This window comes from Sphingomonas sp. SDUR79, from assembly GCF_056821745.1.
Genome location: NZ_JBPDIN010000001.1, coordinates 3,215,550 through 3,236,332 on the forward strand (window position 1 = coordinate 3,215,550; position 20,783 = coordinate 3,236,332).

The following is a 20,783-nucleotide window of genomic DNA, read 5'->3' on the forward strand; positions in this document are numbered from 1 at the left end:
TTTCGGGCATGTGCCCGGATCCTGGGTCACCGGCAATTCGGCCACCGACCCGCACCAGGGGTGACGTCACCCCGCACCGCGCAAGCCGGACAGCTTGCACACAGGCCCCGGGCGCATTGGGCGCCCGGTCCAAAGGAAATCAGATGTTCGACAAGAAGACCGTATCGATCGAGTGGGGCGGACAAACCCTGACACTCGAAACCGGGCAGGTTGCCCGTCAGGCCGATGGCGCCGTGATGGCGACGCTCGGCGAAACCGTGGTGCTGTGCGCCGTCACCGCCGCCAAGTCGGTGAAGGAAGGGCAGGATTTCTTCCCGCTCACCGTGCACTATCAGGAAAAATTCTCGGCTGCCGGCCGTATTCCCGGTGGCTTCTTCAAGCGTGAGCGCGGCGCGACCGAAAAGGAAACGCTGACCAGCCGCCTGATCGACCGCCCGATCCGCCCGTTGTTCCCGGAAGGGTTCTACAACGAAATCAACGTGATCTGTCAGGTCCTTTCGTACGACGGCGAGAATGAGCCGGACATCCTGGCGATGGTCGCCGCTTCGGCAGCCCTCACCATTTCGGGCGTGCCGTTCATGGGCCCGATCGGCGCAGCGCGCGTCGGCTATGTCGATGGCGACTATGTCCTCAACCCGACCAACGAGCAGGTTGCCGAGGGTGATCTCGACCTGGTCGTCGCGGCCACCGGCAACGCCGTGATGATGGTCGAATCCGAAGCCAAGGAGCTGTCGGAAGAGGTCATGCTGGGCGCCGTCCAGTTCGCGCACAAGGCATGCAAGCAGGCCGTCAACGCGATCATCGACCTGGCCGAGCAGGCCGCGAAGGATCCGTGGGAAATGGCCGAGCAGGCTGATCTCTCGGCCGCCAAGGACAAGCTCAAGAAGCTGATCGGCAAGGACATCGCCGCCGCCTATAAGGTGACCGACAAGTCCAAGCGTTCGGACCTGCTGAACGCGGCGCGCGCCAAGGCGAAGGAAGCGTTCTCCGACGCCACCCCGCAGGATCAGATGGCCGCGATGAAGCTGGTCAAGAAGCTGGAGGCGGAGATCGTCCGCGGCGCCATCCTCAAGGACGGCACCCGCATCGACGGTCGCTCGACCACCCAGATCCGTCCGATCGAAGCGATGGTGCATTTCCTGCCCCGCGCGCATGGTTCGGCGCTGTTCACGCGTGGCGAGACGCAGTCGATCTGCACCACCACGCTCGGCACCAAGGACGCCGAGCAGATGATCGACGGGCTGGACGGCCTGTCCTACTCGAACTTCATGCTCCACTATAACTTCCCGCCCTATTCGGTCGGTGAAGTCGGCCGCTTCGGCGCGCCGGGCCGTCGCGAAGTCGGCCATGGCAAGCTGGCATGGCGCGCGCTGCACCCGGTGCTGCCGAGCAAGGACGAGTTCCCCTACACGATCCGCGTTCTGTCGGACATCACCGAGTCGAACGGCTCGTCGTCGATGGCGACGGTGTGCGGCGGTTCGCTCTCGATGATGGACGCGGGCGTTCCGCTCAAGCGCCCGGTGTCGGGCATCGCCATGGGCCTGATCCTGGAAGGCAAGGATTTCGCGATCCTGTCCGACATTCTGGGTGACGAGGATCACCTCGGCGACATGGACTTCAAGGTTGCCGGCACGTCCGAAGGCATCACCACGATGCAGATGGACATCAAGGTCGCCGGCATCACCGACGAGATCATGCGCGTCGCGCTGGCGCAGGCCAAGGAAGGCCGCGCGCACATCCTGGGCGAAATGGCCAAGGCGCTGGGCGAAACCCGCACCGAGCTGTCGGCGCATGCTCCGCGTATCGAGACGATGCAGATCGACAAGTCGAAGATCCGCGACGTCATCGGCACCGGCGGCAAGGTGATCCGCGAGATCGTCGCGACCACCGGCGCCAAGGTCGACATCGACGACGAGGGTGTGATCAAGGTCAGCTCGTCCGACGTCAGCCAGATCGAAGCCGCGATGAACTGGATCAAGGGCATCGTCGAAGAGGCCGAGGTCGGCAAGGTCTATAACGGCAAGGTCGTCAACCTCGTTGATTTCGGGGCGTTCGTGAACTTCATGGGCGGCAAGGACGGTCTCGTCCATGTGTCCGAGATCAAGAACGAGCGCGTCGAGAAGGTCAGCGACGTCCTGAGCGAAGGCCAGGAGGTCAAGGTCAAGGTGCTCGAGATCGACCAGCGCGGCAAGGTGCGCCTGTCGATGCGCGTTGTCGATCAGGAGACCGGTGAAGAGCTGGAAGACACCCGTCCGGCGCGCGAACCGCGTGAGCGCGGCGAGCGTGGTGAGCGCGAAGGCGGCCGCGGCGGCGATCGTCGTCGTGAAGGCGGCCGTGGTGGCGACCGCGATCGTGGCCCGCGCCGCGACCGTGGTGACCGCAACGATCGCCCGGCGCGTTCGGAATCGAAGGATGAGGGCGGCGAGAATATCGGCCTGCCTGCATTCCTGACCGGCGGCAGCGACGACTGATCGCCCTAGCGATTGCGACAATGAAGAGGGCTCCGGGAAACCGGGGCCCTTTTTCTTGGCGCACCGTTTGCCCGGTCCGACAACAGGCGATAGCGTGGGGCATCCCGTTCCTCACGCTCAGGATTTTGCCTGTGACCTTGCGTCTTGCCCTTCCGCTCCTGCTCGCTGGCGCCGCCGCCCCCGCGCTGGTTGCAAATGCCGCGCCACAGGCGGCCACCCTCACCGCCGATACCCGGGCGGAGGACGCCCGGCTCAACGCGTTTCTCGACGCTGCGTTCGATGCCAATGTCGCGCTGAGCCCGGAGAGCCAGACCGCGCTGGGCCTCAAGACCAATTACGACAAGCTCGACGACTATACCCGTGCAGCGGGCGCGAAGCGGATGGCGATGGCCGAGGCGACGCTGAAGCAGATGCGCGCGCAGTTCGATCCGGCCAAGCTCGGGCCACAGGCGCGGCTGAGCTATCGCCTGTTCGAAACCCAGGTCGAGCGGTCGCGCGCGGCGTACACGTTTCGCGACTATGGCTTTCCGGTGTCGACCAATGGCAGCCCGGCGGGGCATATCCCCGTATTCCTGATCAACAACCACCGCGTCGACAGCGTCGCCGATGCTCGCGCCTATATCGCGCGGATCGGGGAGGTCGAGCGCGTGATGCGCGAGGTCGCGGCGACGATGCGCGATCAGGCAAAGAAGGGCATCGTGCCGCCCAAGATGGTGTTCAAGCCGGCGCGTGAGGATGCGCGCAAGGTGATCATCGGTGCGCCGTTCGCCCCCGGCGCGGACAGCACCTTGCTCGCCGATTTCCGCAAGAAGGTCGGCGCGCTCGACATTGCCGATGCGGAGAAGATGGCGCTGATCGCGGATGCCGAGAAGGCGCTGACCGGGCCGTTCAAGCGTGGCTTCGACACGCTGTTCGCGGTGCTCGACGAGATCGAGCCCAAGGCGAAGGGCAATGACGGTGCGTGGAGCCTGCCCAATGGTGCGGCCTTTTATGCCAACCGGCTGGCGCAGAGCACGACGACCGATCTGACCGCCGACCAGATCCACCAGATCGGCCTCGATCAGGTCGCCGCGATCCGCCGCGAGATGGAGGCGGTCAAGACGCGCGTCGGCTATACCGGCAGCCTCGAAAGTTTCTTCGACGCGATCCGCACCGATCCGAAGTTCAAATATCCCGACACCGATGCCGGTCGCGAAACCTATCTGACCGAAGCGCGCGCAGTGGTCGCCAGGATGATGGACGTCGCCCCGCGCTGGTTCCACCGCCTGCCCAAGGCCAAGCTGGAGGTGCGCGCGGTCGAGAAATGGCGCGAGGGGACGGCGTCGGTCGCCTTTTACAACCGCCCTGCGCCCGATGGGTCGCGCCCGGGCATCTACTACGTCAACCTCGCCAATATGGATCAGGTGCAGAAGATTCAGCTGGAGGGGATCGCGGTACATGAGGGCGCACCGGGGCATCATTTCCAGATCGCGCGCGCGATGGAGCTGGAGGGGCTGCCCAAGTTCCGCCGCTTCGGCGGCTACAGCGTCTATAGCGAGGGGTGGGGCCTCTATACCGAGCGGCTGGCGAAGGAGATGGGAGGCTATGCCGATCCCTATTCGGAATTCGGCATGCTCTCGCTCCAGATGTGGCGCGCGATCCGGCTGGTGACCGATACCGGGCTGCACGCGAAGAAGTGGAGCCGCGAACAGGCGATCGATTATTTCAAGGGAAACTCGTCTATTTCGGCGGCGGATATCGAGCGTGAGGTCAACCGCTACATCAACAATCCGGGGCAGGCGACGAGCTATATGATCGGCCAGCTCAAGATCGCGGAGTTGCGCAAGAAGGCGGAGACCGCGCTGGGCGACCGGTTCGACATCCGCGATTTCCATGAGGTGGTGCTGGCCAATGGCGCGGTGCCGCTCAATGTGCTGGGGGAAGAGGTCGACCGCTACATCGCGAGCAAGAAGGCATGATCGCGCGCGCGGCCGCGCTGGTCGCGGCAGCGACGCTGGCGGGTTGCGTGACCACCGGCCCGGCCGAGGTGCGGGTCGCGTTCGATGCCAAGGGCGTGACGGCGGCGCGCGCCAGCGGCTTGGCGGATCGCGCCACCGGCCGCCGCGTCACCGCCGACGATCCGGTGCGGATCGCCAGCATCTCTAAGCTGGTGGTGGCGCTCGGCGTGATGCGGATGGTCGAGGCGGGGCAGCTCGACCTCGACCGTGACGTGTCGGAGGTGCTGGGCTGGCGCGTGCGCAACCCGGCCTTTCCCGATGCGCCCGTAACGCTGCGCCATTTGCTGTCGCACCAGTCCGGGCTGATCGATCCGGACGAGTATCGCGTGCCACTGGGCGCTTCGCTTGCCGATGTCATTGCGCGCCCCGCCTTATGGGACACGCAGCACGCGCCGGGCAGCCACTTCCGCTATTCCAACGTCGCCTTTCCGGTGATTGCGAGCGTGATGGAGAAGGCGGGCGGCGAGCGGTTCGACAAGCTGATGCAGCGCCACGTGCTCGCGCCGCTCAGGCTCGATGCCTGTTTCAACTGGTCGACCTGTTCGGATGCGAAGATTGCGCGGCACGTCGTGCTGTATCGCGCGAGCGGTGAGGCCGCACTGGACGATCTCAAGGGCAAGCGGCCCGATTGCCCGGTGATCGCCAAGCAAGGCTGCGACCTTGCCGGATATCGGCTGGGTGAGAATGGCGCGCTGTTTTCGCCGCAGGGCGGGCTGCGCGCGTCGATGCGCGACCTGGCGGTGATTGGGGCGATGCTGATCCGCAATGACGGGAGCTTCCTGAAGCCCGCGTCGATCGCCGAGCTGGAGCGGGTCGCCTGGCGCTTCGACGGTACCAATGGCGACACGAGCGGCGGCTTCTACTGCCAATATGGGCTGGCGGTGACGACGCTGCCGACCCAGCGGCAGGGTTGCGACGATCATCTGTTCGGCGATGGCCGCACGCGGATCGGCCATGCGGGGGAGGCTTATGGCCTGCGCTCGGGGCTATGGATCGACCGCGCGGCGGGCAAGGGCGTCGCCTTTTTCGCGACCGCCACCCCGCCGGTGAGCAAGGGGCGCTCGGCATTCAGTGTCGAGGAAGAGCGCTTGGCGAAGGGGAAATAGTGGGGGGCTTCTGTTGCCCGGTGCCCCCCGTACCGCTGGAATCCGCTTCTGTTGCCCGGTGCGGTCCAACCGCGCATTTTAGTCTAACCTTAATCCGTTAGGACTTGGGGTTAGGCCGCAATAGCGAGTGCTTCGTTATCGTTGGCACTTGTGAGTATGGGCCGTCACGGTGGTCCCATTCCGAACGAAAGAAACGCTTTTCAACACACGTCGATCCTGGTTCGGCCCCGTCAGAAACGGTGTCCAAGTACACCACCTTATGGTGGAGCCGCCGGGTACTGCCCCCGGGTCCGCTGCGTCTATTGCACGCCACAATTTATCGTCATAGCCGGGCGAACCCGGCCTGACCGATATAGGAAGCCGCACTCCGATTGAAAAGAGCGGGTTTCGGTGCCGAAATCTAACAAGAACGATGGGATTTGGCCTTCCCATCGCCATAAACCGCGCGCAAAGAACGTGCCATGCTTACTCAGCGCTCTCGTTATGCCCTGCGCGCCATGTTGTTTCTGGCCAAGCAGCCCCGGGAAGGGGCACCGACGCCGATGACGCGCATCGCCGCCGAAGCCAATGTACCGCGCAAGTTCCTCGAATTGATCCTTGCCGACCTGCGCGAAGCCGGCTTCATCCTGTCGACGCGCGGCAAGATGGGCGGCTATCGCCTGGCGCGCGCCAATCACCTGATCTCGCTGGGTGAAATCATCCGCGTCATCGAAGGGCCGCTGGCGCTGGTTCCGTGCGTCAGCCGCACTGCATATCGCCCCTGCCTCGATTGCAAGGACGAGGCGAGCTGCGCCATCCGCCACGCGATGGCGCGGGTGCGCGATGAAACGGCGCGGATCCTCGACGGCACATCGCTTGCGGATGCCACCGCCGAGGACCTCGTCGCAGCTTAAGCGCTGTTGCGCTTCTTCAACTCGTCGCGGATTTCGCGCAGCAGCACCACGTCGGCCGGATCGGCCGCAGGTTCGGCTGTGCCCTCGGCCTTTTCCTTTTCCATCCGCGCCAGCAGCTTGTTGACCGAGCGCACCAGCAGGAAGACGATGAAGGCCAGGATCAGGAAATTGATCGCCACGGTGATGAACTGGCCAAAGCCGAACAGCGGCACGCCGGCGGCCTTCAGCGCGGCATAATCCGACGGAGAGCCGGTATAGCTCGCGGGAATTTCGCCCAGCCGGATAAAATAGCTCGAGAAATCGAACCCGCCGAAAATCCAGCCGACCACCGGCATGATGATATCGTCGGTCAGCGATTTGGTGATCGTCCCGAACGCCGCGCCGATGATGACCCCGACGGCGAGGTCGAGCACGTTGCCGCGGGCGATGAAGGTCCGGAATTCCTTGAGCATACGCTCTCCCTTGTGATTGCCGATAAACGCTATCGAAGGCGGGCACGCGGGGCAAATTTCCGGTTTCCATTGCGTAGCGGGCAGCCGGTCCCTAGATTTGCGGTGTCGTATGGATGCGACACACTATGAGGGACTCATCGCGATGAAGCTTCGTCTGGTTGCCGCGCTGGTTGCAGCGGCCATGCTGTCTGCCTGCGGGCTCAACAGCGTTCCGACCGCCGAGGAAAATGCGAAGGCGAAATGGGCGGAGGTGCAGAATCAGTATCAGCGCCGCGCCGATTTGATTCCCAACCTTGTTCAGACGGTGAAGGCCGCCGGTGCGCAGGAAAAGGCGGTTCTGGTTGAAGTGACGCAGGCGCGCGCAGCCGCGACGCAGGTGCGCGTCAGCGATGCCGACCTGACCGATCCCGCCAAGCTCGCCGCCTATGACCGCGTGCAGGCCGGGGTGACCCTGTCGCTCCAGCGGCTGCAGGAGGCATATCCGGAACTGCGCAGTCAGGCCAATTACGCCACGCTGATGACCCAGCTGGAAGGAACGGAGAACCGCATCGGCATCTCCCGCCGCGATTATAACGAGGCGGTGCAGAGCTATAACACCACCATCCGCACCTTCCCCGACGCGATCGGCGCCAAGATCTTCTACGGCGCCAAGCCGATGGCCCCGTTCCAAGCAACCACCCCGGGCGCCGACACCGCGCCGAAGGTGGATTTCGGGAACAGCAACTGACCATGCACCGCTTCCTGCCGCTCCTGCTCCTTGCAGGGTGCGGGACGGCAGGGTCCGGGCCGACGGCAGAATCATCGCCGACCGTGCCCGCGCTGACGGGCCGGGTGGTCGATAACGCCGATCTGTTGCCGCGCGACAAGGAAGCGCTGCTCGAGCAGGCGCTCCTGACGACCGAGCAGCAGACGCGCAGTCAGTTCGTCGTCGTTACCTTGCCGACGCTGAACGGCCGCAGGATCGAGGATGTCGGGTTGGAGCTGGGCCGCACTTGGAAGATTGGCCGGTTCGACGTCGACGACGGCGTGATGCTGATCGTCGCGCCGACCGAACGGCAGGTGCGCATCGAAGTCGGCTACGGCCTGGAAGGTGTGCTGCGCGACGAGGAGGCGAAGGCGATTATCACCGACACCATCATTCCGCGTATCCGTTCGGGGAACATGCCCGGAGCGATCCTGGCCGGAAGTGCTGCGATCATCCGTGAAATCAACGTACCGGGAGCAACGCCATGAGGTTCGTGCATCTGGTTCTCGCGCTGCTGCTCGCTGCCTTTGCGGGGCAGGCGGCGTCGGCGCAGACTTTTCCCAAGCTCACCGGGCGGGTGGTCGATAGCGCCGACCTGCTGAGCCCAGCGCAGGAGGCGGAGCTGTCCGCCATGTCGGAGGCGACCGAGAAGGCGACCGGGCGACAGCTGGTGGTCGCCACCGTGCCTGACCTTCAGGGCTATCCGATCGAGGATTTCGGCTACAAGCTTGGCCGCGAGTGGCAGATCGGACAGAAGGACGCTGATAACGGCATCATCCTGCTGGTCGCGCCCAATGAGCGGAAGGTGCGGATCGAGGTCGGCTATGGCCTTGAGCCGATCATGACCGACGCGCTGTCGGGGATGATCATCCGCGACACGATCATCCCGCGCTTCAAGGACAAGGACATGCCCGGCGGGATCATGGCGGGTGCCGCCGCGATCAACGAACAGTTGAAACTCCCGCTCGAAGCCGCCGAGGCGCGCGCCAAGCAGCTGATCGACAGCGGCAAGTCGCGCAAGAAGGACGGCGCCGGGGTATTCGTGCTGATCTTCTGGATAGTGATCCTGCTGATGGTCGTGTTGCCGATCATCATCGGCGCGGCGCGCGGCAAGAAATATCGCCGTGGCAGTGCGCCGGTGGTGATCTGGGGCCCCGGCTGGGGCGGCGGCGGCGGTGGTTCGTCCTGGGGCGGCGGTGGCGGCTCCTGGGGTGGAGGCGGCGGCGGCTTTGGCGGCGGCGGGGGCTTCTCCGGCGGTGGCGGCGGGTTCGGTGGCGGCGGCGCATCGGGGGGATGGTGATGGCACGGCGGTTTACAGCTGAGGAACATGCGCGCGTCACTGCGGCGGTGGCAGCGGCCGAGCGCGGTACGGACAGCGAGATCGTGACGATCGTCACCGACTGGTCCGATCATTATCATGACGTCTCGCTCTATTATGCCGGCGCGGCGATGCTCGCGGCTTTGGGGCTGTTCGCCTTCTTCCCCGACCTGCTCGACGCCAAGCTGGCGTTGTTCACCGGCGGCTGGGGCGAGGCGGAGCGGCATCTTCAGCTCGCGCTGCTCGTGGTGGTGCAGGCGGTGATCTTCCTCGCCGTCCGCTTCGGGTTTGAGGCGCTGCCGGGGCGCGGCGTGCTGATCCCCGGCGCGGTGCGCGGACGGCGGGCGCGGCGGCGCGCGGTGCAGTTCTTCAAGGCGAGCGCCGAGAAACGCACCGCGGAACGCGTCGGCGTGCTGCTCTATGTCAGCCTGGCCGAGCATCGCGCCGAGATCATCGCCGATGAAGCGATTCTGGCCAAGGTCGAGGACGGCGTGTGGGGCGAGGCGATGGTCGCGCTGGTCGACAAGGTGCGCACAGGCGATCCGGCCGGCGGCATGGCCGACGCGGTGACGCGGATCGGCGCGGTGCTGACGACGCATTTCCCCAAGACGGCGACCGATACGAACGAGCTGCCCGATCGGCTGATCGAGCTGTGAGCTTTCCCGACAGCGACGCGCCGGTCGAGACCGTCTGGCAGGGCAAGTTCATCACCGCCAAGCGCCAGGGCTGCTGGGAATATGTGGCGCGCGCGCGGGGCATCCGTGCGGCGGTGATCGTCGCGGTCGATGACGACGGGCATCTGCTGCTGGTCGAGCAATATCGCGTGCCGCTCGGCCGCCGCTGCCTCGAGCTGCCTGCGGGCTTGATCGGCGACGGTGGCGACGATGAGGCGGATGAGATCGCCGCCGCGCGCGAGCTGGAGGAGGAGACCGGCTATCGCGCTGAGCGGATCGAATCGCTCGGCGAGTTCTTCTCCTCGCCCGGCATGGTCAGTGAGAGTTTCACGCTGGTCCGCGCGCACGGGCTGACGCGCGTGGGCGAAGGCGGCGGGGTGGAGGGGGAGGACATCATCGTCCACCGCGTGAAGCTGGCGGATGTCTCCGCTTATGTCGCCGATTGCCGTGCGCACGGAATGGCGATCGACGTCAAATTGTTGCTGGCGCTGGGCGCAGACTTGCTCAACCCATCGTCGCCCCGGGCTTGACCCGGGGCTGAGTTGCTTTGAGCGACGAAGAAGAAGCCCTGTCCCGGCTCAATGCCGGGACGACGAGAAAAGCAGGCGCAGCTTACCGGAAATTGTCGGCGTAAGCCTGAAGCTTGAGCGTCTTCACCGGCGCGGGGACGACATGGACGTGGATCCCTTCGCGCGCGGCATAGTCCTTGGCCGCTTCCAGCGTCGGGAAGTTCAGCCGCAGCTGCGCGCGGGTGTCGCCCGATCCGGCCCAGCCGGTCAGCGGGTCGGGGCGCTGCTTCTCATTCGATTCGAATTCGAGCACCCAGCGATCGGTGCGGGCGCGGCCCGACTGCATGGCGTTCTTCGGGCGCTGATAGATGCGTGCTGTCGACATGGCTGCCCCTTTATCCCGATCCGCGCCGCCTTGCATCTGCATTTTTCGTCCGCAACGTGGCATTGGCCGCCGCAGGATCGTCGGGCCAGGGGTGGCGGGGGTAGCGGCCGCGCATTTCCTTGGCGACATCGGCCCAGCTGCCCTTCCAGAAGCCCGGAAGGTCGCGCGTCGTCTGGATCGGTCGCCCGGCGGGGGAGGTGAGCGAGAGGACGAGCGGCGTCCCGTCCCCCAGCATCGGATGCGCGGCGAGGCCGAACAGCGCCTGCACCCGCACCTCGACCGTCGGACCGCCCTCTGCGGCATAGTCGATCGCATGACTCGATCCGGCGGGGGTCTCCAGCCGCGCCGGGGCGAGGCGGTCGAGCGTCTTCTGCCCGTCCCAGCCGATCCGGTTCTGCAGCGCGTGGGTCAGCCCTTCGCCCGATACCGCATCGAGCCGGCGCCTGCCTGCGAGCGATGGGGGCAGCCAGTCGTCGAGATCGGCGATCAGCGCGGCGTCCGACAGCGCGTCGAGACCGGCATAGGCCGCGCGGGAGCGTAGCGCCTGTGCGGTATCGGACCAAGGCAGCAGCGCGAGGCCATGCGCGCGCACCCCTTCCAGCAAGGCGGCGGCGATCTCATCCGGATCGGCGGCGCTGTCGGGACCGGAGGACAGGCGGATCGCGCCCAGCCGCCGCTCGCGCATCGCCTCGACCCGGCCGGTCGCGGGGTCGAAGCGGACATGGCGGCGCGTTTCAATCCGGTCGGCGAACAGGCTGTCGATCTGCGCCGCGTCGAGCGGGGCGGCGGAGAGAATCCGCGCGCCTGCGGCCATCCCCTGGGTCTCGGCGACCGCGAGCCATTCGTGGCGGGCGAGCGATGTGGTCGGATCGAGCCTGAACCCGCGTCCTCCCGCCGATGCCCAGGTCTCGCCCGACGCGTCACGGCGGCGCGCGATGCGGTCGGGGAAGGCGAGGGCAATGCACAGGGCGACCTGTTCGGCGCCGGGCGCAGTGCTGGCGGGCGCTGCCGGAGCGAGCTTCGTCCAGCGCTCGGCCAGCTTCCAGGCCGCCTCGGCGCGCTGGCCGCGTTCGCTCCGCCAGCGGCGCATCCGCGACTCAAGGTCGACGTCATTGCCCCCCAGCCCGCGCTCGCCAAGCAGCACGGCGACCTGCGCGGCAGTCGTCGCCATGCCCATCTCGCCCGCGCGGACCAGCATATGGCCGAGCCGGGGAGGGAGCGGCAGCGCGGCAATTGCCTTGCCATGCGCGGTCGGGCGGCCATCGGCGTCGAGCGCTTCCAGCGTGGTCAGCCGCGCCCGCGCCTCAGCCACCGCAGCCGCGGGCGGCGGATCGAGCCAGCGCAGCTCGCGCGGGTCCGCAACGCCCCATAACGCGCAGTCGAGCGTCAGCGCCGACAGATCGGCCTCGAGAATCTCGGGCGGGTCATAGGGCGGCAAGCCCGCGGTCGCCGCCGCCTCCCACAGCCGGTACGCGACCCCCGGCCCCTGCCGCGCGGCGCGGCCCGCACGCTGCGTCGCCGAAGCCTGGCTCGCGCGTTCGGTGACGAGCCGCGTCATCCCCGCCGCGCGGTCATAACGCGGGCGGCGCGCCAGGCCCGAATCCACCACCACCCGGATGCCGTCGAGCGTGAGCGAGGTTTCGGCGATCGACGTCGCCAGCACGATCTTGCGCCGCCCGTGCGGATCGGGGGCAATGGCCGCGCGCTGAGCACCGGGGTCGAGGCTGCCGTGCAGCTTGTGGGTCACCGTGCCGGGAACATCGCCCAGCCGTTCGGCGGTGCGCTCGATCTCGGCCACGCCGGGCAGGAAGGCGAGGATGCCGCCCTCCGCCTCGCGCAGCGCCTGACGGATCGCGGCGACGACAGGCTCGTCGATCCGCGCTTCGGCGGAGCGGCCGAGATGGCGCAGCTCGAGCGGATAGCTACGCCCCTCGCTCTCGATCACCGGCGCGCCATCCATCAACTTGGAAAACCGGGCACCGTCGAGCGTCGCCGACATCGCCACGATCCGCAGGTCGGGCCGCAGCGCCCCCTGCGCATCCAGCGCCAGCGCCAATCCGAAATCGCTGTCGAGGCTGCGTTCATGCACCTCGTCGAACAGCACCGCGCTGACCCCGGCCAGTTCGGGATCGGCCTGGATGCGGTTGACGAAAATCCCCTCGGTCACGACCGTCACCCGCGTCGCTGCCGACCGCCGCGTATCCATCCGCGTGGCATAGCCAAAGGTCGCGCCGACCTTCTCCCCCGCCAGCGCTGCCATGCGCTCGGCGGCGGCGCGCGCAGCCAGGCGGCGGGGGGACAGCAGCAGGATTTCGCCGCTGCACCAGGGCTCGTTCAGCAGCGCCGGGGCGACCGCCGTGGTCTTGCCCGCACCCGGTGGCGCGACGAGCACGGCGTTGCTGCCATCGCGCAGCGCGGCGAGCAAATCGGGCAGGACGGCATGGATCGGCAGGTCGCTCACCGCCCCGCCCTACGCAATTCGACGCGATGCTTGAAGCCGCGATGGCACCGGATCGCGCGGCGCGCGTTGCGGCGGATGGAAAAGGAGACACGGTATGGCACGCACGGTTTCGAGCTTCACGGTCGCGGCGGACGGCAAGGGCGATTATCTGCTCAATTTCGAGGATGAGGATGGCGAGACGATCGAGCTGACGGCGAGCTTCGAACAGCTCGACCTGATCGCCGATGCGATCGGCGAAGCGCTGGATACGGACGAGGAGGACGCGCTCGGCGTCGATGACGACGCGGACGAGCCGGTCGAGGAGTAAGGGGCGCAAACCGCGACGTCCCCCGTCGTCACCCCCGCGAAAGCGGCGGCCCATCTCCTACGCTATCGGCGCACCGAGCTGGTGAGTGGTTGGACAGTCCGGGAGATGGGTCCCCGCTTTCGCGGGGATGACGGACGCTGGCATTCAATACGCCCGCGCCACCGCGAACTCGACCGCTTCGATCATCGCTTCCTTGGCCGCGCTGGCGGGAAAGCTGCCGATCGCGTCGATTGCGCGCTGGCCGTAATGGCGCGCACGGGCGAGCGTGTCATCGACCGCGCGGCTCGCGCGGACCAGCTCGACCGCATAGGCGAAATCCGCATCGTCATTGCGGCGACCCAACACCGCTTCCCGCCAGAAGGCGCGCTCTTCGTCATTGCCGCGCGCATAGGCGAGGATGACGGGCAGCGTCATCTTGCCCTCACGGAAATCGTCGCCCGCGTCCTTGCCCATCGTGCCCGCGTCGGAAACATAATCGATCGCGTCGTCGACCAGCTGGAACGCGATGCCGAGATTGCGGCCATAGGCGTCGAGCGCGGCTTCGTCCGCCTCGCTGCGCTCCGCCACGACCGCCGCAATGCGGCACGCGGCGGCGAACAAGGCGGCGGTTTTGGCGCCGATAATGTCGAGATAGCGGCCTTCGTCCAGCTCGACCCGGCGCGCGGCGGTGAGCTGATTGACCTCACCTTCCGCAATCACCGCGCTGGCGTTGGACAGGATCTTGAGCACCTTGAGGCTGCCATCCTCGACCATCAGTTCGAAGCTGCGGCTGAACAGGAAGTCGCCGACCAGCACGCTGGCCGGATTGCCCCAGATGAGGTTGGCGGTGCGCTTGCCGCGGCGCATATCGCTGCCATCGACGACATCGTCGTGGAGCAAGGTCGCGGTGTGGATGAATTCGACCGCAGCGGCGAGCCGGTGATGCCGGTTGCCCGGATAGTCGAGCAGCCGCGCACTCGCCAGCGTCAGCATCGGACGCATCCGCTTGCCGCCGCCCGCGATCAGATGGCCGGCGAGTTCGGGAATCAGCGGGATCTGCGACTGCATGCGGTCGAGGATGACCGCATTGACATGGTTCATGTCACCCGCAACCAGCGCGATCATCGGCTCGAGCGAGGGGGCGGCACTGCGGCCGATGCGATGGATGGTCGCGCTCATGGCGACGCGATGGCGGCAACTTGCCCTAAAGGCAAGTGGCTGGGGGTTGCGTGGGGCCGAAAGCGCGGCAAGAAGGCGCGGGACCGGGCCGGTGCCACAAGTCGAGGGGCGAGAATCATGACCGACGAGACGCTGCAGCGCTATCGCCAGAGCATTGATCGCATTGATGCGGCATTGGTGTTCCTGCTCGCCGAGCGGTTCCAGATCACCCAAGCGGTCGGCCGGTTCAAGGCGGAGACCAACCTGCCCCCCGCCGACCCGATGCGCGAGGAGCGCCAGATCGCCCGGTTGCGCGAACTCGCCGCCGAAGCCGATCTCGATCCGGAATTTTCGGAGAAATTCCTGCGCTTCATCATCGATGAGGTGATCCGCCACCATGCCCGCATGCAAGATATGCCGGGAACCGAGTGAGGCGCTGCGCGCTAGGCGCTGGGCGGGGTAATAAAGGGGCGCAGGCATGATCGACGACACGCTGATCTTCACGCCGGACGATGTCGACCTGTCGCGCTCGCCGCTGCGCCGGTCGCTCGACGCGGACACCTATGTCCTGGGCGCGTTCAACCCTGGCCTGACCCGGCTGCCCGGCGGCAATCTGCTGCTGATGGTGCGCGTGGCGGAGGCGATCACGCAGCCGGTGGTCGACGGCCACGCCCGCGCAATCCGCTGGACGCCCGACGGCTATGTGCTCGATTCCTATCCGCTCGATGGCCTGGAGATGGACGATCCGCGCACCTTTCGCCTGCGCGGCAGCGCGCCGCCCCTGTCCGGGCTGACCTCGCTGTCCTGGTTGTTGCCGGTCGAAATTGCGGGCGACGGGCGCAGCGTGGTGAAGGTGCATTACGACAAGGCGATCGAGCCGTCGGCGTCGTTCATGGCGCTGGGGGTTGAAGATGCGCGGATCAGCCTGATCGGCGGTGCCTGGTACATGACGGTCTGCGCCGTGTCGGACGAGCGGCAATGCACCGCGCTCTATCGCTCGGTGAACGGCCTCGATTATCGTTGTGAAGGGATCGTGCTCGATCACCAGAACAAGGACATGTGCCTGTTCGAGGGGAAGGTCGGCGGCAAGTTCATGGCGCTGACCCGCCCGCTCGGCGAAGCGTGGTTCGCGCCGCCGCCCGACAGCCCCTATATCGGCGGACCGGCGATCCAGCTCGCCCAGTCGCCCGATGCGCTGCACTGGAAGCCGCTCGATACGCCCGGGCTACGCGCGCGCCGCGGGACCAGCACCAACCGGCGCATGGGTGGGGGGACGCCGCCGGTGCTGACCCCACAAGGATGGCTGATGCTGTATCACGGGGTCGAGCAGCGCGCTGCAATCGGGGCCTATCGCACCTTCTGGGCGCTGCTGGATCGCGACGACCCCACGGTCGTGCTGCGGCAGGAGGACGGGGTGCCGCTGCTGGAAGAGCGGCCCGCGCTGACCGCGGCGATCGCCGACCGCCGCTATCTGCCCACGCCAGTGGTGTTCTCCACCGGTATCGTCGATGCGGGTGAGGCCTGGATCGTGGCCAGCGGCGAGGCGGACCTGGCCTGCCGCATTTCGCATATTGCCAAGGCGCGTTTCGATTAGCGTTTGGCAGCGGGCCGGTGCCGCCATTCAGCGCAGCTGAATTCGACTCCAACTTCGCCTTCGCAGTGGCACAATTTTGCGACAAAGCACGGCTAGTGCGCCGCTGCCGGATATCGTCCGGTCGGTTTTTTCGGTTCTGGAGTAAGTGGATGCGGCAAGCGGCGTGGATCACGGCAGCGTTGATGACAACGGCCTCACCCGTGGCGGTGGCTGCTGCCCAGACGGAACCGGCTTCCCCCTCGACCACGCCGCAGCAGGCCGAGCCGGAGCAGGAGCCCGGCGCGCCGGGCGGTGCAATGGGCGACGAGGTCGAGGAAGTGGTCATCACCGGCAGCGCCCCGCGCGGATCGGTCCCGGGTGACGTGAAGCCGGAGCTGGTGCTCAACCCCGCCGATATCCGCGCCTATGGCGTCGGATCGCTCGCCGAACTGCTGACCGAGCTGGAGCCGCAGACGCGCAGCGGGCGCGGGCGCGGCGGCGGTGCGCCGGTGCTGCTGCTCAGCGGGCGGCGCATCTCCGGCTTTGGCGAGATCCGCGACATTCCGCCCGAAGCGATCGAGCGGATCGATATTCTGCCGGAAGAGGCCGCGCTCAAGCTCGGCTATCGCGCCGACCAGCGCGTCGTGAACATCGTGCTGCGGCGTCGCTTCCGCTCGTTCACGGTCGAACTCGATGGCAGCGCTGCGACCGGTGGCGGGACCGCCGGGCAGGATGTCGAGTTGAGCATGCTTCGCCTCAACCCCAATGGCCGTATCAACCTCGACCTGGAATATGAGCGCGATTCGACCTTGCTGGAGAGCGAACGCGACATCGTTCAGGATCCGCTGTTCCCGCGCCAGGACACGCAGTTCCGCTCGCTGCGCCCCGAAACGCAGAGTTTGACGCTGAACGCCGTGCTCAGCCGCAACATCGGCAAGACCGTTGCCACCGCGAATCTGCGGATGGAGCAGAATTGGAGCGATTCGCTGCTGGGCCTCCCGACCGGAGGCACCGATCCGCTCGAGCGGAGCAACGCGACCAACACGCTCCAGGGCGGCGTGTCGTTCAATGGCGACATCTCGACCAAATGGCGCTGGTCGCTGACCGGCAATTGGGACCGGATTGAAAGCCGTACGCTCACCGATCGCGACACTGGCCTGACCGATTGGGCGCAGTCGGTATCGAATGTCGGATCGATCGACGGTCTGGTCAACGGCCCGATCGCCGATCTGCCCGCTGGTGCGATCAATACCAGCCTGCGCCTGTCCGGTCGGACCAGCGACCTCGACGCGCAATCGCGGCGTGCCGGGCAATATGTCGCGACCGATATCGGCCGCACCAGCGGCAGCGCGCGGGCGAATATCGACCTGCCCATCGCCAGCCGCAACAAGGACGTGCTGAGCCCGCTCGGCAACTTTTCGCTCAATGCCAATGCGGAGGTCGAACAGCTGTCGGACTTCGGCACGCTGCTCACCTATGGCTATGGCGCCAACTGGTCTCCGGTCGACGGGCTGCGCATGCTCGCCTCCTTCACCGAGGAAGAGGGCGCGCCCTCGGCGCAGCAGCTCGGCAACCCGGTGGTTGCGACGCCCAATGTGCGCGTGTTCGACTTCGTGCGCGGGGAGACGGTCGATATTACACGGCTGGACGGCGGGAATCCCGGCCTGTCGGCGGACAATCGCAGCGTGATGAAGCTGGGGCTGAACTATCAGCCGGTCCAGAAGATCGATCTGAGCTTCAACGTCGATTATACCAAGAGCATCGTTCGGGACCCGATCGCGTCCTTCCCGACCGCGACGGCCGAGATCGAAGCGGCGTTTCCCGATCGTTTCGTGCGCGACGGCAGCGGTCGCCTGATCCGGATCGACAATCGTCCGATCAATTTCGCGCGCAGCGAGCGCGAGCAGATCCGCTGGGGCATCAACTTTTCCGCGCCGATCGCCTCACCGCTGGCGCGCAAGGCTGCGGAAGAGTTCCGTGCCCGGCGCGAGGCGATGATGGCGGCGCGTCAGGCGCAGCAGGGCCAGCCGCAACCGGGTCAACCCGGCGACGCTGCGCCGCAGACACCGCCTGAGGGTGCACGTCCGCCGCGTGGTGAGGGCGCTCCGGGCGCTGGTCCGGGTGGCGGCGGTCCGCGCTTCGGCGGTGGCGGTGGCGGCGGGCGCGGGCCGGGCGGCGGTGGCTTTGGCGGCTTCGGTGGCGGTCCTGGAGGAGCGGGCGGCGGCGGGCGGCTTCAGTTCGGCGTGTTCCACACCGTGGCGCTGACCGATCGTATCGAGATTCGCGACGGGCTTCCCGCGCTCGACCTGCTCGACGGATCGGCGACGGGTAGCCGGGGCGGGTCGCCGCGCCATCAGGTCGAGGTGCGCGCGGGCGTGGTGCGCGATGGCATCGGGCTGCGCGTGAATGCCGACTGGCAGAGCGCGACGCGAGTCGATGGCGGTACGACCGGGACGGGCCAGTTGCGGTTCGACGATTTCGCGACGGTCGGGCTGCGGCTGTTCGCCAATCTTGGCCCACAGTTTAAATTTGTGCGCGACAATCGCTGGCTGGCGGGTACGCGGGTGGTGCTGTCGGTCGATAATGTCTTCGACAACCGGCTGAAGGTGACCGACGCGACGGGCGGGACGCCGTACAGCTATCAGCCGACACTGCTCGATCCCGTCGGGCGCACGGTGCGGATCAGCGTGCGGAAGCTGTTTTTCTAAGGCGTCTTTGGCGTCGCTGACGCGACGCGCGCGGCGCCGGCCCGCTCCCCCACCCGGCCACCCAACGACAGTGTATTCTATGGGTGGCCGGGTGGGGGAGCGGGCCGGCGCCGCACTTCAGCGCAGCTGAACCAGTTCACTTATCCAGCTTGCTCTTGCGATAGAGCAGGGTGATCGCGACGCGGCGGTTGCGCGGGTCGGCGGGGTTGGCGGCGATCATCGGTTCGCGGTCGGCGACGCCTTCGATCCGTTCGAAGCGTGACTCCGGCACGCCCGCTGCGACCAGCCGGCGGCGGGTCTCTTCCGACCGCGCGCTCGATAGCATCCAGTTGTTCATATTGGTCGGGTCGCCATAGCGCAGGCTGTCGGTATGGCCGCGGATCATCAGCGGATTGTCCGAATCCGCGATCGACTGCGCGACCAGCTTCACCAGCTCCGCCGCATCGGGCACGAAACTGGTCGTGCCAAGCGCGAACATCGAATAATCGGCATCGTCCATCAGGTCGATGCGCATCCCCTCGCGCGTCGGCACGAACCGGACCTGCTTGCCGAGGCGCGTGAGGCCATTGGCCTTCATCTTGCGCTCGATCTCGCTCTTCATCTTGGCAAAGGCCTTGCGGTCGGCGTTGTCCATCGCCTCCTTGTTCTTGAGGCTGCCCTTCTCGCCCGTGCCGACGCGGTCGCCGCCGGTTGCGCCGGCCGGGATGGTCATCGACCGGGTGCCGGTCTGCTTGCCGTTGGTCGGGTAATTGTCCTTGCCCTGGATCGCGTCGCCGCCGAACAGTCCGTTGGAGCCGGCGCTATTCTGTTTGAACTCGATCAGTGTCGGGGCGAAATAATCGGCAAGCGCCTTGCGCTGCTTTTCATTGGTCGCGCCGAGCAGCCACATCAGCAGGAAAAACGCCATCATCGCCGTCACGAAATCGGCATAGGCGACCTTCCACGCGCCGCCATGATGACCCCCGCCGCCCTCGACGTAGATCTTCTTGACGATGATCTTGGGCGGCTGCTTGGCCGCGTGAGGTGCCCGGGCGGTCATCGTTCGCGCGCCTCACGGCGCGAAACGGCACCAGCCCGCTCCCCCACCCGGCCACCCATCGAGAGTACCGTGTGGGTGGCCGGGTGGGGGAGCGGGCTGGTGCCGAAACCCATCATCAGCGCCCGCGCAAACCGTCGAACACTTCGGCGAAGCCGGGCTGGTTATGGTGCGCGATACCGCTGCGCGCGGCTTCGATGACCAAAGGCTGCGGATGGCCGTGGAGCGAGGCGATGATGATCTGCTTGACCGTGTGATAGATCGCCGCATCAGCGTCGATGATCTGCTTCAGCCGCCCGGCGAGCGGGCCGACCAGACCATAGGCCAGCAACACGCCCAGAAACGTGCCGACCAGCGCCGATCCGATCATCCCGCCCAGGATGTTCGGCGGCTTGTCGATCGATCCCATCGTCTTGACCACGCCCAGCACCGCCGCGACGATCCCGAGCGCGGGCAGCGCGTCGGCAAGGTTCTGGAGCGCGTGCTGCGGTTCGGCGACCTCATGGTGGTGGGTCTTGATCGCGTTATCCATCACCTCTTCGACCGCATGCACGTCGAGCGTGCCGGACGAGACGACGACGAGGCGCAGCGTGTCGGCGATCAGGCTGGTCAGCGCGTGGTCGGCGAGCAGGCGGGGATATTCGGCGAAGATCGCCGAGGATTTGGGATCCTCGACATGTGGTTCCAGCGCGATCGGGCCGTCGATGCGCAGCAGCTTCATGAGCTTGCTGACCAGGAAGATCGCGTCGAGATAATCCTGCTTCTTGTATTTCGGGCCCTTGAGCACCTTCACGAAACCGCCGCCCAGCGCTTTCAGCTCACGCCCCGAATTGCCGATGATCAGCGCGCCGACCGCGGCACCGCCGATGATCAGCATTTCGTGCGGAAGTGCGTGCAGCACGGGCTCGAGCGCGCCGCCGGTCAGCGCGAAGCCGCCGAACACCATCGCGATCAGGACGACGAAGCCGATTGCTGGAAACATGAGTGCGATCTTCCCCCGAAGTCACCGGA

At 66.6% G+C, this 20,783-nt stretch carries 19 protein-coding genes and 1 other RNA gene; 13 read left to right on the forward strand and 7 right to left on the reverse strand.

The genetic code is table 11. The features are described from left to right. The first annotated feature begins 143 nt into the window (after positions 1–143). The 3 genes from pnp to ACRYLO_RS15870 all read left to right on the forward strand — a co-directional run bounded on the left by pnp (position 144) and on the right by ACRYLO_RS15870 (position 5,574). The gene (gene pnp, locus ACRYLO_RS15860) at positions 144–2,471 is read left to right on the forward strand and encodes a polyribonucleotide nucleotidyltransferase (protein ID WP_294019568.1); all 2,328 of its coding nucleotides are present in this window, start codon (positions 144–146) and stop codon (positions 2,469–2,471) included. 131 nt (positions 2,472–2,602) lie between these two features. After that, positions 2,603–4,429, forward strand: coding sequence for a DUF885 domain-containing protein (locus tag ACRYLO_RS15865; protein WP_482661050.1), 1,827 nt, complete (start codon positions 2,603–2,605; stop codon positions 4,427–4,429). Then, complete coding sequence (locus ACRYLO_RS15870) at positions 4,426–5,574, forward strand: serine hydrolase domain-containing protein (protein ID WP_482661051.1); 1,149 nt, start codon at positions 4,426–4,428, stop codon at positions 5,572–5,574. The genes ACRYLO_RS15865 and ACRYLO_RS15870 overlap by 4 nt, the downstream gene beginning before the upstream one ends. A 37-nt stretch (positions 5,575–5,611) precedes the next feature. Here ACRYLO_RS15870 and ssrA read toward each other — a convergent pair. Continuing rightward, positions 5,612–5,956: a transfer-messenger RNA gene (ssrA, locus tag ACRYLO_RS15875) on the reverse strand. A 79-nt stretch (positions 5,957–6,035) separates the two neighbouring features. Here ssrA and ACRYLO_RS15880 point away from each other — a divergent pair. Then, positions 6,036–6,467, forward strand: a complete 432-nt coding sequence (locus tag ACRYLO_RS15880) for an RrF2 family transcriptional regulator (RefSeq protein WP_294019562.1) — start codon at positions 6,036–6,038, stop codon at positions 6,465–6,467. Here ACRYLO_RS15880 and mscL read toward each other — a convergent pair. Then, positions 6,464–6,919: a large conductance mechanosensitive channel protein MscL gene (gene mscL / locus ACRYLO_RS15885; RefSeq protein ID WP_482661052.1), complete on the reverse strand. Its 456-nt coding sequence runs from the start codon at positions 6,917–6,919 to the stop codon at positions 6,464–6,466. The genes ACRYLO_RS15880 and mscL overlap by 4 nt on opposite strands. A 142-nt stretch (positions 6,920–7,061) precedes the next feature. On the opposite strand from mscL, the gene ACRYLO_RS15890 reads away from it, so the two are divergent. From ACRYLO_RS15890 to ACRYLO_RS15910, 5 genes are read left to right on the forward strand one after another with little or no spacing between them, the layout of a single operon-like run. Continuing rightward, entirely contained in the window at positions 7,062–7,646 is a 585-nt protein-coding gene (locus ACRYLO_RS15890; RefSeq protein ID WP_482661053.1) for a LemA family protein, read from the forward strand. A gap of 2 nt (positions 7,647–7,648) precedes the next feature. Continuing rightward, entirely contained in the window at positions 7,649–8,152 is a 504-nt protein-coding gene (locus ACRYLO_RS15895) for a TPM domain-containing protein (RefSeq protein ID WP_482661054.1), read from the forward strand. Then, entirely contained in the window at positions 8,149–8,964 is an 816-nt protein-coding gene (locus ACRYLO_RS15900; protein ID WP_482661055.1) for a TPM domain-containing protein, read from the forward strand. The genes ACRYLO_RS15895 and ACRYLO_RS15900 overlap by 4 nt, the downstream gene beginning before the upstream one ends. Beyond that, the gene (locus ACRYLO_RS15905) at positions 8,964–9,638 is read left to right on the forward strand and encodes a TPM domain-containing protein (RefSeq protein WP_482661056.1); all 675 of its coding nucleotides are present in this window, start codon (positions 8,964–8,966) and stop codon (positions 9,636–9,638) included. The genes ACRYLO_RS15900 and ACRYLO_RS15905 overlap by 1 nt, the downstream gene beginning before the upstream one ends. Next, on the forward strand, positions 9,635–10,186 hold the full coding sequence (locus ACRYLO_RS15910) for an NUDIX hydrolase (protein ID WP_482661057.1): 552 nt from the start codon (positions 9,635–9,637) through the stop codon (positions 10,184–10,186). Before ACRYLO_RS15905 ends, ACRYLO_RS15910 begins: the two co-directional genes overlap by 4 nt. A gap of 82 nt (positions 10,187–10,268) precedes the next feature. On the opposite strand, the gene ACRYLO_RS15915 is transcribed toward ACRYLO_RS15910, so the two are convergent. Next, positions 10,269–10,550 (reverse strand): ETC complex I subunit, encoded by a 282-nt coding sequence (locus ACRYLO_RS15915; protein WP_066661891.1) that lies wholly within the window; start codon positions 10,548–10,550, stop codon positions 10,269–10,271. A 10-nt stretch (positions 10,551–10,560) separates the two neighbouring features. Then, positions 10,561–13,011 carry an ATP-dependent helicase HrpB gene (hrpB, locus tag ACRYLO_RS15920; protein WP_482661058.1) on the reverse strand — a complete coding sequence of 817 codons (2,451 nt, stop codon included), beginning with the start codon at positions 13,009–13,011 and terminating at the stop codon, positions 10,561–10,563. A gap of 94 nt (positions 13,012–13,105) precedes the next feature. On the opposite strand from hrpB, the gene ACRYLO_RS15925 reads away from it, so the two are divergent. Beyond that, positions 13,106–13,318 (forward strand): hypothetical protein, encoded by a 213-nt coding sequence (locus ACRYLO_RS15925; RefSeq protein ID WP_224921965.1) that lies wholly within the window; start codon positions 13,106–13,108, stop codon positions 13,316–13,318. Between the two features lie 144 nt (positions 13,319–13,462). Here ACRYLO_RS15925 and ACRYLO_RS15930 read toward each other — a convergent pair whose 3' ends face one another. Beyond that, positions 13,463–14,476 carry a polyprenyl synthetase family protein gene (locus ACRYLO_RS15930; RefSeq protein ID WP_482661059.1) on the reverse strand — a complete coding sequence of 338 codons (1,014 nt, stop codon included), beginning with the start codon at positions 14,474–14,476 and terminating at the stop codon, positions 13,463–13,465. 117 nt (positions 14,477–14,593) lie between these two features. On the opposite strand from ACRYLO_RS15930, the gene ACRYLO_RS15935 reads away from it, so the two are divergent. The 3 genes from ACRYLO_RS15935 to ACRYLO_RS15945 all read left to right on the forward strand — a co-directional run bounded on the left by ACRYLO_RS15935 (position 14,594) and on the right by ACRYLO_RS15945 (position 18,736). Continuing rightward, positions 14,594–14,887: a chorismate mutase gene (locus ACRYLO_RS15935; protein WP_482661060.1), complete on the forward strand. Its 294-nt coding sequence runs from the start codon at positions 14,594–14,596 to the stop codon at positions 14,885–14,887. A gap of 46 nt (positions 14,888–14,933) precedes the next feature. After that, positions 14,934–16,049, forward strand: a complete 1,116-nt coding sequence (locus ACRYLO_RS15940; protein ID WP_482661061.1) for a glycoside hydrolase family 130 protein — start codon at positions 14,934–14,936, stop codon at positions 16,047–16,049. Positions 16,050–16,198: 149 nt separating this feature from the next. Then, complete coding sequence (locus tag ACRYLO_RS15945) at positions 16,199–18,736, forward strand: TonB-dependent receptor (RefSeq protein WP_482661062.1); 2,538 nt, start codon at positions 16,199–16,201, stop codon at positions 18,734–18,736. A gap of 136 nt (positions 18,737–18,872) precedes the next feature. Here ACRYLO_RS15945 and ACRYLO_RS15950 read toward each other — a convergent pair whose 3' ends face one another. Beyond that, positions 18,873–19,775, reverse strand: a complete 903-nt coding sequence (locus ACRYLO_RS15950) for a flagellar motor protein MotB (protein WP_482661063.1) — start codon at positions 19,773–19,775, stop codon at positions 18,873–18,875. A gap of 115 nt (positions 19,776–19,890) precedes the next feature. Next, positions 19,891–20,754 carry a flagellar motor stator protein MotA gene (gene motA, locus ACRYLO_RS15955; protein WP_300496113.1) on the reverse strand — a complete coding sequence of 288 codons (864 nt, stop codon included), beginning with the start codon at positions 20,752–20,754 and terminating at the stop codon, positions 19,891–19,893. Positions 20,755–20,783 lie beyond the last annotated feature (29 nt).